Source organism: Paraprevotella xylaniphila YIT 11841 (assembly GCF_000205165.1).
GTDB classification, from domain to species: Bacteria; Bacteroidota; Bacteroidia; order Bacteroidales; family Bacteroidaceae; genus Paraprevotella; species Paraprevotella xylaniphila.
In genome coordinates this window covers 39,332-53,191 of the sequence record NZ_GL883836.1, presented here as the reverse complement: position 1 = coordinate 53,191, position 13,860 = coordinate 39,332, and the positions used below count along the sequence as shown (strand labels likewise).

7 protein-coding genes are annotated in these 13,860 nt (G+C 46.3%); all 7 read right to left on the bottom strand.

Annotated features, from left to right (window positions below):
• Nucleotide 1: 1 nt before the first annotated feature.
• Nucleotides 2-1,717, bottom strand: coding sequence for a RagB/SusD family nutrient uptake outer membrane protein (locus tag HMPREF9442_RS05545; RefSeq protein ID WP_008626264.1), 1,716 nt, complete (start codon nucleotides 1,715-1,717; stop codon nucleotides 2-4).
• A 19-nt stretch (nucleotides 1,718-1,736) separates the two neighbouring features.
• Nucleotides 1,737-5,036, bottom strand: coding sequence for a SusC/RagA family TonB-linked outer membrane protein (locus HMPREF9442_RS05540; RefSeq protein WP_008626262.1), 3,300 nt, complete (start codon nucleotides 5,034-5,036; stop codon nucleotides 1,737-1,739).
• Nucleotides 5,037-5,065: 29 nt separating this feature from the next.
• Nucleotides 5,066-7,624, bottom strand: a complete 2,559-nt coding sequence (locus HMPREF9442_RS05535) for a fasciclin domain-containing protein (RefSeq protein WP_008626260.1) — start codon at nucleotides 7,622-7,624, stop codon at nucleotides 5,066-5,068.
• A 248-nt stretch (nucleotides 7,625-7,872) separates the two neighbouring features.
• On the bottom strand, nucleotides 7,873-9,927 hold the full coding sequence (locus HMPREF9442_RS05530) for an alpha-glucuronidase (protein WP_172634388.1): 2,055 nt from the start codon (nucleotides 9,925-9,927) through the stop codon (nucleotides 7,873-7,875).
• A 13-nt stretch (nucleotides 9,928-9,940) separates the two neighbouring features.
• On the bottom strand, nucleotides 9,941-10,912 hold the full coding sequence (locus HMPREF9442_RS05525) for a glycoside hydrolase family 43 protein (RefSeq protein WP_008626255.1): 972 nt from the start codon (nucleotides 10,910-10,912) through the stop codon (nucleotides 9,941-9,943).
• Nucleotides 10,913-10,984: 72 nt separating this feature from the next.
• Nucleotides 10,985-12,103 (bottom strand): endo-1,4-beta-xylanase, encoded by a 1,119-nt coding sequence (locus HMPREF9442_RS05520; RefSeq protein ID WP_008626249.1) that lies wholly within the window; start codon nucleotides 12,101-12,103, stop codon nucleotides 10,985-10,987.
• Between the two features lie 30 nt (nucleotides 12,104-12,133).
• Nucleotides 12,134-13,657: an MFS transporter gene (locus tag HMPREF9442_RS05515; protein ID WP_008626248.1), complete on the bottom strand. Its 1,524-nt coding sequence runs from the start codon at nucleotides 13,655-13,657 to the stop codon at nucleotides 12,134-12,136.
• Nucleotides 13,658-13,860 lie beyond the last annotated feature (203 nt).

The following is a 13,860-nucleotide window of genomic DNA, read 5'->3' as shown; positions in this document are numbered from 1 at the left end:
CTTATTCAGTTGTGTTTATATTATCATTCTTATAAGCCGGATTCTGTACCAAATAAGGATTGGCCTTCAATTCATTTTCATGGTACGGGTAATAAAGGGCATCTTCTGCGGAAAGACGGATACGGAGCGCAGCCGTGTTCTCGCTGAACTTCTGCATAACCTTATCCAACATGCGGGTGTTGGAACCTTCACGGCGGCAAAGGCGCACCAAATCAAACCACCGCTTGCCTTCGAACATCAATTCACGCTGACGCTCCTCCAACACAAGATTCTCCATGCCCAAGCGCGACGTGCCATAATCCTCAAAAACCAACGTGTCCGTAGTCGCAACACGCTTATTATTGGCCCGCTTCCATACGGCAGACACACAGGAAAATGCTGACCGGTAACGCGCTTCCTGTTCCGGTGTCAACGTGGAACCATCTGCCACATTGCCTGCAAGCTGGACTTCTGCTTCCGCCTTCATCAGCATCACGTCCGTAAGCCTATACACAATCCAGTTTGCCACATTAGCCGTACGGATATATTCAGTCACCGTAGGTGCCGTTCCGGTCGTCGTATTCGTACGGAATTCAGCCCCTTCGACCACATATTTGCGAATGCTCACCGTGGATTCTCCGGACATGTTCTCAAAAGCCCGGCAGTCCGTCCGCTTAAAATAGGAGTTTGTACCTTCCGCCACTTGGGCATTCAAATACGGGCACGCTGCAAGTTGCCCCACGTTAGAACTATTGTATGCTCCAAACAAATCTTTCGTCAAAAGATTCTCGCGTGTTTCCTTATCAACAAAAATCAATTCGAAAATACTTTCAAAGGAATTCCCCTTCCCAAAAATTTCCGAGAATGACGTACCTGCATAAGAGGAACCATTAGGAGCCTCTGAAATTAAAGGGAAGTCACCATAAAGCTCAACATTACTTACAAAAGAAGAATACTCCTGAAGCAAATCATCATACTGACCTTTCTTGTAATCAATAATCAAATCACAATAGTCTATGCAACGTTGGTAATCCCCCTGCCACAAATACATATCCGCCAACATGGCATATATGGCATAACGGGTGATACGGTTTATGTTATCATCACTATATTCACCATAAATCCGTATCGCATCATTCTTCACGGCTTCCAGGTCAGCAATGATATGGGCCAACACTTCATCGAAACTGGAAGCCGGAATCCGGTAGTTCTTCGAATCGTCAATAGATGGTTCGGTCACCAACGGGACATTACGGAACGTACGAATCAAATAAAAATAACACAAGCTGCGTATGGCCGTAACTTCCGCAATATTAGCCTTCATCTCAGCTTCCGTGTAATTCGGATCCTTTTCTTGCACCTGTGGAGCATAATGGATTACCGTATTACAACGGTTAATGCACTGGTAAAACGATTCCCACTTTGCATAACCATTCGTTTCCAACAAATTTTCTTCAGCTATACGAAGGATGTCTTGAGGAGCACCTGCCCCCGTGGTCAAATTGTCGGAACGCAACTCGCCCCATACCAACATCCGTTTCAGACAATCACCCGACTCCAACTGCGCATAACAAGAATTCACCACACTGGTCACATCGGCTTCTTCCGTCCAATAGTTCTCCAACACCACTTCATTAAGAGGAACAATGCTCAGGAAATCATCGCAAGCCGTCAGCGAAGAGGCCAATAAAGCCGCAGAGAACAACTTTGTAAATTGTTTGTTTATATAGAATTTCATAACGTAAACATTTTAAATATTAGAAACCTATCTGCACACGTGCCGTGAACTGCCGCGAACGCGGTGTCTTGGCTCCATCCGTGGCCACACCCATACCGCCATACCCGATCTCGGGATCCGCACCGGAGTAATTGGTCAGACAAAACAGATTGCTGGCATTCAAATTGATGCTCAACGAAGTCACACCTATTCTCCTCAACAACTTGGGGTCAAGAGAGTAACCCAAAGAAAGATAGTTGAGACGCATGAAAGACGCATCCTCCACAAAACGGTCGCTTCCCAAATAATTGAAGCCCTTGTTATACAAGGCACGGGGAATCTCCGCCAACTGTCCCTCCGTACGCCAACGCCAATTGACTGAGGCGGCCTGATTATTGTTATTATGCATGGACTCTGCATCCATCCTGGCACGATTTACAACTTTGTTCCCCGCACGGAAATTAAACTGCGCATTGAGCGACCAACGGCCATAAGAAAGCTTCAGTCCCCAACCACCGGTAATCTTAGGCAAAGAAGAACCCAAGTAAACGATATCCAACTCATTGATATTCCCATCATGGTTAATATCCTCGTAAATGGCATCTCCACCTTGGAACTCATACAGTTCAGTATTCGTTGTCTTGTCATACCCGAATACCATCGGAATGGTGAACCCGGCCTTATCGCGAATCACATTACCGTTCTCGTCACGAGCCACAGGAGCATTCGGTCCACTCACACCCGGCACCTCAACCTCCGAATAATCGGAATATTGGTATACGCCCTTATAACGGAAACCATATATGGCACCGAACGGGTTATTAAGTTGGACACGGGTCAGGTATGAGCCATTATTATTGTCGAAGTCCTTATTAAGGTTAGCCAATGCCGTGGGTTCCATTTCCACGATTTCATTTTTGTTATTGGCAAACGTCACATTGAAACCCAACCTGAACTTACCGACTTTGACCACGTCCGTACCATTGATATTGAATTCCCAACCGTTATTGCGCATTTTCCCGACATTGGTCCAAGAAAGAGACGGGAAACCGGAAGAAGAAGGAATGTTCACATTAGTCATCAAAAGTTTGGATGTCATTTGGGTATAGATATTGAAATCAGCCGTAACCCTATTATCGAACAGTCCTAGGTCGAAACCCACGTTCCATGTTTCCTTCTCTTCCCATTGCAAATTACTCAACCGGATATTGCTCGGATATATGGAATTGGCCCCGTTATAGGAATCCGTCGCCGTATACTTCGAGAAAAAGAGATATTCAGCCCCCGGTTGGCTTCCTACACGCCCCCAACCCGGACGGACAGAAAGCATGGACAACCATTTTTGTGTCCCTTTCATCCATGGTTCGTCCACTACATTCCAACGGAACGACAAGGCAGGGAAAGTACCCCAACGCTTGTTGTCACCAAACTTGGTCGTACCGTCACGACGGACAGAGAAATCCGCAATATAACGGCTCTTAAAGGCATAATGAGCTGAGAATGTCATGTAAATGCTCCTCCATTGGCCTGCCCCAGTAGACATTCCAGAAATCAAGCCATCGGCCGTAGGAGACTGTATGCTCCCTGTTGGAAGGTTATACACAGAATTAGACTGCTGTTTGGAATCACCGTCTATCAACTGGAACTGCGCCATCGCCATGAAAGAATGGTCGGCATTCATAATGTGCGGAATAAACGTCAAACGATGTGTCGTCGTGATAGCCCTTCCCTTATGCGCTTCCGATGAAGCCTTGTTGTTATTCTTGTCCGTCCACCCGGCCGTTACCAAACTGGAAGGATAGAACTTGTCGGTATACCTATTCTCTATATTGAACAGCACTTTGCCTTCGTACTTTAATTGCATTTTGGAATCATCCAACCCCAAAAGGTTATAGTGCAATTGGAACTCGGGCTGCATCCTATACAATGTCTCTTCATTCGTGGCCTCGTATGCCAAAGCCACGGGATTCACCAAACTGTATTGGTCGCCATTCTGACGGAACGTGGAAGAAGCTGTCGGCAACATGTGGTAGTAATTTGGGGTATTGTTACCATAAGCATCCTGCTCGTAAATAGACATGTTCGGCATTTTGCGGTAAGCAATATTCAACAAATCACTATAGTTTTTCTGGTTATCCTGATACGTCAGGTTAAAGTTCGTCACAATCTTGATGCGGTCGCTCACAAAATAATCCAAGGCCACACGAGTCGTGAAACGGTCAAGCTCCTGGGCAATGACCGTACCGGTCTGGTGGTCGTAACCGGCAGAGATACGGAACGCAGCCTTCTCTCCTCCACCGGAAAGCGTCACATAATGCTTTTGCAACCAACCCACCTTGGTCACCGCATCCACCCAGTCCGTATTGTTGTTGTAATGTTCATACTCTGCAAACGACGGATCGTAATTAAACTCCGGAATGTCGGACGCGGCATCACTTAATTCCGGATTATAATATGCTTCTTTCATCAACATGGTGTATTGGTCACCATTCAGCATGCGCATGCCTTTGGGTTGGTAAGTCATCGTAGCCGCATAGGAATAAGTCACTTTCGTCTTCCCCCTGACCCCACGCTTTGTCTTAATTTCAATCACACCATTTGCTCCCTGCGAACCATAAATGGCCGTACCTGCGGCATCTTTCAACACCGTAATACTGGCGATGTCATCCGGATTGACATTCAACAGCTCAGAATACTGTTCCTCAGTGGCCGAAGCGAAATCAAAACCGGACAAGTAATCGCTTTCAAACACATTACCATCTACTACCACCAAAGGTTGGGTATTACCGTTGATAGAACTGACTCCACGCAAACGCATGGTCGTACCGGCCCCCAAGTCACCGGAATTGAACACGATATCCAAACCAGCCACACGACCTTGCAAAGCCTCGTCGATGCTCGTCAGGCTCAATCCTTCAAATTCTTTAGCATCAATAGTTTGATGAGCCACCGACACTTCACGTTCCGGTATGGCCAAACCACTGGATTGTATTACACGTTTCTGTTTCACAACCACTTCTTTTAATTGCAGGTTGCTCTTCAACTTTATATTGTAACGTGTCCCTTTAATAGGGATAAGTTGTGTGGCATAGCCTACGTACGAAATCTTCAGACGGTGCTTCGGATCCACAATGCGGAAAGAAAAGTTTCCATTGATGTCCGTTACACCATGAGCCACGATACGGTTTGCCTCGTCTACTTCGACCACATTCACCATCATCAATGGTTCAATATCGTCAGAGACGGTACCACTAATCATCGTCCCGGGTGCTTGCGCAAAACCCATCAAAGGCAAAGCGACAAACGCACCTAACATAATATGTCGATATAGGGTTTTCATTCATTTATAGTATTATTTGGTTTGACATTTTATTCCATATTCCCCGTTTCAGCATCCTTTTCCCACATTAACGGTCCATCTATTTGATGCACCACAGCGTAAGAAGTCGTATAAATCTCCGAAGCTGAGGCCACGTCTGCAGTATTATACTGGTATTCACGTGCCATCAAGTTGTAAAGGCCGCCATTTTTCAACACGTTGCGCTTGTTCCCTGCCGCATCCTTTACTGTCAGATGACTGTCATCACCCTCCACTGTCAAACGACAATAAGAAATGGTGTTATCCGCCCCATTGATTTCATAAGCTGAGGTTTCATAGTCAGCTTCGGCAATCTTTCCCTGTCCGATATATAACGAGTTGTCCTGAATATGGTATTTGAGGAATTTCTCTATTTGCTCCGTCATCCTTTCTTTTTCATCCTCGTCCTGTTCAGCTTCCACCTCATCCCAAGTCGGCAACTTTCCTTCATCGTGTAAAGCTTGTATGGACTCGTTAGTCGGTACATATACCGTATAATGGAACGTATTAAATAATGTAATACTCGGACTTGGACAAGCATAAGACGGTGCATCTGCACCACTTCCTGTCGAAATAACATTTGACATGATAGAGGAACCTTCCAACAATTCGTAAAATTTCGAAAACTCATCATGTTCTTTCAGTAAATCGGGAACAGATTTCTGGGCGGTCTGTATAAGCGAGCCCTCCAATATATAAGCCTTACCGTTTTCTTCCTTATAAATTTGTGCAACAGGCAACTTTTCACCATGTTCCACCTGCCATCCTCCGGCAACGGTCATATTAGGCTTTCCTGCATTTTCTACAAAAATCGTACCTCCGTCTTTTGTTCTATAATACTTTTCCCCGCTTTCCACATTACCAACCACAATATGTGTTTCCAAAATATCCGTCAAACGGTCACGTATCTGAGTCGTCGAAGCTTCACCTATCGAATCAAGCCTTATCCCAGACTCCACGTCATAGTTAAAGATAAAAGCCCGTACTTTCTCTGCTTCCGTCTGGGCCTTCTCATCATAATGAAACTCATAGACCTGAGTCTGATTCTTGCCAAAAGAACATGGATCGACATAAGTCAGCAGTCCTTGATTCGTCGGAATGAAGAAGCTATAAGTAGAATTTTGCGAATTCAGATATACATCATAATCATACTGTTCAATAGCCCAATTGATGATATTCATAGTTTCATTGACTAAGGCCGGAAACGACACGGATATATAGGCTACCGGACTAAACACTTTATTCGTCAAATAAACAGCCCCGTTACAAGCGAAGAACACGCTATCCACATCTTCCTTTTTAATCTTCAGTTCATCATTCGCATCATTCAACACTGTGCTGAATTTACTGGGAACAGAATTGGAAAAAGAATTAAGCATGTTTACGTTCAATAGCTTCGAAAGCACCTTGTCTGGCACATTTTCCCAAGTCCCATACCTATCTTTCAATACTTTTCCGGCACCATTCTCCCAATAATCCGTAAGTGCGGCGTCGGTTGGCACAAGCATGACAGCCATGTCTTGTTGCAAAAGGACATCCGTAGAGACACTGGCATTCAACTCGGAATAATATTCATTCCAACCCGGGTCGAATTTCAGCATCGCCTCCACCGGTTCTTCCTTCTGTGTCAAATTCAAAGGTTGTCCTTTTTGTGAACGCTCTGAAAAATAACGTTTCTGAAAAACGGAATCATAACTGGTGCCATACAAACGGTTATACTCCTGCGTCAACGATTCATCATAATAAGGTGCTGAAAAACGATCCAACATCTTTGAAAATTGTTGTGCGCGTGGCATCCCCGCAATGACATTAGCCAAATTAGGAAGCGGGGTCATCACATCTCCCATCTTATGTACAAAGCCATTAGAACAACGAATGTTTTGCTCTACCATCATCACTCCATTCACATTGGCATCACCCGGCTTACGCTCCGTGGCGTAATTAAAGAGGAAATTACAATCGTCATTGGAAATACGACGGTTCTGCAAATAAGCCTCAATGAAATGGATCATAGGCGCCGTGGTCATATCTGCCAAACAAGGGATAGTCTTACCTGAATTTTTGTAATATGCCCAATACTTTGTATCCGGCATATCAATCGGCCGAAGTACGGGAACAGTGTCGTATGCCGATGCCGAAGTCAAACGGCGCATACAGTCTCCCTCTGTCGGGCCTGTGGAACTGGACAAATAAGCTACCTGGCAAGCATTGTTAATCATTGAGCCATAAAGCAACTGCTTCTTTTGCGCCATGGATAACTCCTCGTAACTTCTCACGCCCCATTTTCCACTATTATAGAAACGTGCGTAGGCATCATCATCAGCCACGAAGAGAGTTTTGCTACCCGTACGGGCAAGAACCTCAGTATAACCAAGGTCGTCAATCATTCTCACTACATTGGTGTAATTCCCATTCGACTTCAAATAGTCGTAAATACTACTGCCTAGCCACGCCGGATCTTCATCTATCAAATCGTAGCCATCATTGCAGGAGTAGACACAACCCAAGGCACAGCATGCCAAGCCAGCCCAAAAAGGAGCGAATCTTCTTCTGTTTTTCCTTGCACTCATATTAGATTATTTTATTAGTGTTATTACTTCATTTAAAAATAAATCGAAACTCTCGTTATCGGGTGCTAAATTACAGCATAAAACTGAAAGTCATTTTCGCTCATGTATCATATTCCTTTTATTTTGTTACATACCTACAAAAAAAGCGAAAAAGCCCGTTGGATAGGTCTTTCCCGCTTTTGTAACTCAAAAAAGCATTAATGCCCTCATGTTACATTCTCTATGTTCTTTGTAACATTTCCTATGAATTATGGTAATTTATCCATATCAGCTGCCGTATAATTGTCCAAATGTAACCTGAATTCCATCAATTCCTCCAAATCATGTACCGGAGGAGGACAATCGGCCGGAATCGACCGACGGGAATACTGTTGGAAATAAAGCAGGCAAGCATCCCGCCACCATTCCGCATCAAGTGCTTGCCGCTCGAATCGCATCTGTATGGCTTCGTAACGCTCCGTGTCGACATACGGTTGAACTTTCTGCCACAAATCCACAAACTCCCGGGCATCTTCGACTCCGCTGTTATAAATGTAACAGAGGTTATCCCACAAAGTCAAACCGTTCCGCATCACATACTCCCAAGGCACGTGATGAAACCATAAAAGATATTCTTCCGGACATGTTTCCAAATCTCCGTAAAGCGTAGCCAACGGTTCATGGTATTGCAAAACGGCCTTCGACCCCCGTACCGTGCGATCGAAACCAACTCCTACCGTATCGGCCCGGTGGTAATACTTCGGCAACCAATCCGGGCGTGTATCAGGAGGAGCACACCATGGCTCAGGTCCGTAATGATGCCCGAAAGCAAATATATGGTGCAACCCCAACGGCATCATATAGCTAACCGCCGTATCCCATGAACGTAAAAGCAACTGGCGCACCGGTTCGATGAAATGTTCATCAGTTGAGAAAGTCTGCTTCAGAAACTCTTCGGCAATCTGTTCCGCCGACAGTTCGGTATTCCAACACAAACGACCGAAAGCATACCAATTAGCCTGTGCCATGTCGTTTCCGGTCCAATTGACCACATCCCCGATGTTGGCCACTCCCGCCACGGCCGACCGGGAATGAATGCCGCCCCGATGCTGTGTGACATCTGCTACAGTTCCTCCCCCAACCCGATAAGTTTCGGCATCCAAACAATCTTTCCACATCGTTGCCAAAAATACCGTATGAATGGACTGCCCCAAATACTCCTGGGTTATTTGAAACTCCGGCATAACCTGTGTGTGTTGCATGGCACCGAACAAGGGGCTGAAAGGTTCACGGGGTTGAAAGTCTATCGGCCCGTTTTTCACCTGTACAATCACGTTATCACGGAATTGCCCATCGAAAGGCATAAACTCCTCGTATGCCTGGCATGCCCGGTCGGAACTTTCCGCCTGATAGACAAATGCCCGCCACATCACCAATCCCCCATAGGGAGCGAGCACGTCGGCCAACATATTGGCCCCATCGGCATGCGTCCGCCCGTAATCTTGTGGGCCGGGTTCCCCTTCACTGTTCGCCTTGACCAAAAAACCGCCGAAATCGGGAATCAGACGGTAGATTTCTTTAGCCTTCTTCTCCCACCACCGTTGTACATCCTCGTCCAACGGGTCGGCCGTAGACAGTTCCCCAAGGGCTTTCGGGGAAGCAAAGTTCACCGACAAATAAGTCCTTATGCCATACGGGCGCAGCACTTCGGCAATAACCGCTACTTTACGAAGCATTCCGGTGGAAAGCATCTGAGGTTTGGCGTTCACATTATTGAGCACCACGGCGTTAATGCCGACAGAAGCATTGGCACGAGCATATTCCTCGTACAATGGGGAAACCGTTTCGGGCAGCTCGTCCCACTTCCATATCGAACGTCCTGCGTAACCTCTCTCTACCGTCCCATCGGGATTGTCCCAATGGTTCAGGATGCGAATGTCGTAAGAAGGTCTTTCTGTCACAGCCACACCATCCGACAGTAAATCTCCGGCCTGCTGTCTACGCAACAAATCATAGGCGGCATAAAGCACGCCGTTGTCGGATGCCGAAGAAAGCTCCACGTCCAGACCTTTCCTGCAAATCGTAAAACCATCCCTCATAACCCCATCCTTAGAGACACGAAGAAGCACACGCCCCTCCCCTTTCCAAAAGTCTTTCAATTCACGAGACGCAATATCCAAAGTTGCCGTCCGTTCCGTACTTTCCGACAGACTGACATCAGCCGGTAGCGCATTTCGCTCCATGCGGAGCCATAGCCGATGGCCATCCTCTGCATGGAGCGAAAGCACGAAAAACAAGCCTATAATCCACAACCAGTTTTTCATCCTGCCCAAACCGTTAATCATCCATTCCTTCTATCATCTCGATTTTTCCATCTGCGTCATAACGCAATTCACAGACTTTCAGGCTACGCAACCACGTACGCCCTCCCGACGGCATCGAATCATGATGGAACAAATACCACTTTCCTTTGTACTCCACGATACAGTGATGGGTAGTCCATCCTACAACCGGAGTAAGAATTACCCCCTGGTAAACAAACGGACCGTATGGGTTATCACCGATGGCATAACACAAAAGATGCGTATCTCCTGTGGAATAAGAGAAATAGTACTTCCCGTTGTATTTATGCATCCATGAAGCTTCGAAGAAACGGCGGTCATGGTCGCCTGCTTTCAGAGGTTTTCCGTCCTCATCCAAAATGACCACGGGACGCGGCTCTTCGGCAAACTGTTTCATGTCTTCCGCCAGACGTGCCACACGGGAAGGTATGGCCGGTTCACCATCAGCCGGAAACTCCGCACATTCCAAAGCACTATTATCCTTATAACGCTGAAGCTGACCGCCCATCAGTCCCCCAAAATAAACATACACCTGACCGTCATCATCCTTGAATACGGCCGGATCTATGGAATAACTTCCCCTGATGGGATCCGGCTCCGGTACAAAGGGCCCGTAAGGCGTGTCGCTGACAGCCACGCCCAAACGGAAGATATCCGTATGGTCTTTGGCAGGGAAATAAAGATAATACTTCCCATCCTTTTCGCAACAGTCGCAATCCCACATTTGACGCTTCACCCAAGGTACGTCCGTCTTGTCAAGAACCATACCATAGTCTGTCACATCTCCTTCCATCACATCTTCCAACGAGAATACATGATAGTCGCGCATGTCGAAATGCGCCCCCCAATCGTCCTCGGGTATGCCACTTTCCCAATCGTGGGAGGGGTAAATATACACTTTGCCTTCAAACACATGTACCGACGGGTCTGCCATATAATCGCCCGGTATCAAATATCTTTTCTTCATGATACAAATATTTAATGAATGGTTACACCTTATTATATTATATACAATCTACTTGTTCCTAAAATCACCTCATCAATCATACTTCCCCGACTGTGCCATCTCAATAATGGTACGCACAAAGGGTTTGGGCTTCATGTCACGACCGAAAGCCAAAGGATAATCCGTACGGCCATGCACTGGAAAATTATTCTTCCAAGAATCCCCGTCAGTCACTCCCCAGAACGTTACTCTTCCGATGTCCTTGCTGTGGCGTAAATATATATCGAAAAGCTTTATATAAAAATCATCCAATTCTTTCGCTTTCTCCGCAGGCAACCCATCAGTATAAGGATCCATTTCTCTCTTATAATCAAAATTTGTCTCAATAGCGGCACCATAGTTCCCTTTCGGCCAAGGCAATACACTAAGGTCCAATTCTGTCACCAAGACCTTGACCCCGGCATTGATAAAAGCCTCCATGCTTTTTTCATATTCACCAAGAGAGGTGTTAAATGCCACATGTGACTGCATCCCCACTGCATCTATACGGCAACCATGAGTTTTCAAGTCTTTGACCATACGTACCACAGCCTCTCGTTTACGAGGTGAATCCATCCCATAATCATTGTAATAAAGCTCCACATCAGGATCTGCCTCATGGGCAAACTGGAAAGCCAAACGGATAAAGTCCGGCCCGATAATCTTGTAGAAAGGCGACTTACGTAGTTCACCGTTGCCTTCAACGGCCTCGTTGACCACATCCCAACCTTTGACACGTCCTTTGTAATGCCTCACTACCTTATATATATGGTCTTTCATCCGCTGTACAAGAACCTCACGACTCACAGTCTTACCGTCTTTGTCCTTGAAAAACCACCGGGGGGCTTGAGAATGCCATATCAAGCAGTGGCCAGTAATCACCTGCCCATTTTTTTCCGCCAAATCGCACAAACGATCCCCGTCCTTAAAGTTAAAGACACCTTCTTGCGGCTGCAGCACTTCGGCTTTCATGCAGTTTTCTGCCACCACGGCACTGAAATTATCCTTAATCAAAGCCTGCAAAGCCTTATCACGGCTCACCACCTGCCGCGTATTCAAGGCTGTTCCGATAAGAAACTTGTCTGCAAAAGCTTCTCGCATGGTAGTAGCTTTCTGACTAAAAACCCCAATGGTCGCCATTACCGCTGCCAGTAAAAAAACACTTCGTTTCATAATAGACCTATTTAAAAAATTAATAAAACGTCATTTACCATCATTCGTCCTTCTCCGTGCCAATTCAGCCTGCATCTTTTCGTTCAGCGTCTTGGATATAGGGTAGAAGAAAAGAGCCACCACTCCCACACCGAAACACAAACCGGGCACTATACTTGAGGCCATCCGGATACCGAACAACGAGTCTGCCGATTGGGAGGCAGCAGCATCGTTTACATAACCAAATACAGAGAGGATCAAACCGGCCACGGCTCCTCCCACGCCCAACCCGGCTTTTAATGCGAACACCACCCCGGAAAAACAAAGCCCTGTGGCCCTTCGATGGCTCACATATTCCATGTGGTCGGCCACATCGGCAATCATGGCCCAAAGCAATGGTACCGTAGGCGCATACGCCAAACTCTTTAAAATACCCAAGGTAAAAATCAGCCCCACATCATCCTTGTCCGGAAGCATGAAAGCCGCCGTAAACAAGGCCGTCAGTCCTAAACATACAATAAACGTAGACTTCTTGCCGTAACGGTTCGCCAGGAACTCGGAAAGCGTAATCACTCCTATCAACTGCACGAGTGCACCGGCCATATTGAATACGGAAAGCCCGATGGAATAAGACTCTGCTGAGGGAATGCTACCGTCTGCCCCCCGAGTAGCCAACAAGCTGAAAGAATCCAAAATCTGCATCCCTGCTCCCAACGCGGCACCTTCTTCTTTCACCAATCCAAGCCTGTCAAGAAAAGCCCCCAACGCCTGCGGGTCAACATAATGTTGGAAATAATAGCACATGGCAGATCCCCACATGGCCAAAGTGATGAACACGAACAACGTCAGAATAAACATGGAGCGCCATGACACATCGGCAAACAATCCCTTAATGTCATTCTTGACATCCATTTTCTGGGATGCAGGTGGAGCAATACGTTCCTTAGCCGAAAAACCGGCCACGACCAGAAAGATAAATCCCACCACCGCAAAAATCGTAATGGTAGAAAGCCATCCTTGTGCATCGTCCACCCCCGAGCCACGACCGAATTTATGTACCAAAGGAAGCGTAAGCCCTTGCACCACAAACTGGGCTACGGTGGCAGCTACGAAACGAATAGAAGTAATGCTCGTACGCTCCTTCATATCCCCCGTCATCACACCACCCAACGAACTATAAGGCGTATTATTAAAAGAATAGAGAGACATGAGCAACACATACGAAATACCGGCATACACGGCGACCAAGGTCTTATTTTCAATCCCCGGATTGTAGAAAGCCAACACATAAAAGACCATGAACGGGAGAGCGGTCCAAATGACCCAAGGCCGGAACTTCCCCCACTTCGTTTGTGTCTTGTCCGACAAGATGCCGGCAGCCGGATCGACAAAGGCATCCACTATCCGCGCAATCAGAAGCACGGTACCAGCTATCGCCCCTTCAAGTCCGAACACGTCGGTGTAGAACTTCAACTGATAAATCATCATCATCTGAAAAACAAGATTGGCTGCGGCATCTCCCAACGAATAACCAATCTTCTCGCCTATCGGCACTTTCCCTAAAATTTTATCCATAATGTTCCTTTATTATATTACAAAACAGTTTTTCATCACTTCACCACGCTGCAAAGTAACAAATTTTACCCGAGATTCATTTTCGGTTATGTAATCTATACTTTTTAAAATGAAACATTATCGGGAAAAAACTGCAAAAAACAGGCCTTTTTTGCGTTTTTGGAAGAAACATTCAAGAAAACAGTGACGGCCCCTCCGGATAC

Coding starts and splice junctions, on each gene's coding strand:
- HMPREF9442_RS05520 (WP_008626249.1), bottom strand. CDS start 12,103: ATGAAACGAAGTGTTTTTTTACTGGCAGCGGTAATGGCGACCATTGGG.
- HMPREF9442_RS05530 (WP_172634388.1), bottom strand. CDS start 9,927: ATGAAAAACTGGTTGTGGATTATAGGCTTGTTTTTCGTGCTTTCGCTC.
- HMPREF9442_RS05515 (WP_008626248.1), bottom strand. CDS start 13,657: ATGGATAAAATTTTAGGGAAAGTGCCGATAGGCGAGAAGATTGGTTAT.
- HMPREF9442_RS05535 (WP_008626260.1), bottom strand. CDS start 7,624: ATGAGTGCAAGGAAAAACAGAAGAAGATTCGCTCCTTTTTGGGCTGGC.
- HMPREF9442_RS05545 (WP_008626264.1), bottom strand. CDS start 1,717: ATGAAATTCTATATAAACAAACAATTTACAAAGTTGTTCTCTGCGGCT.
- HMPREF9442_RS05525 (WP_008626255.1), bottom strand. CDS start 10,912: ATGAAGAAAAGATATTTGATACCGGGCGATTATATGGCAGACCCGTCG.
- HMPREF9442_RS05540 (WP_008626262.1), bottom strand. CDS start 5,036: ATGAAAACCCTATATCGACATATTATGTTAGGTGCGTTTGTCGCTTTG.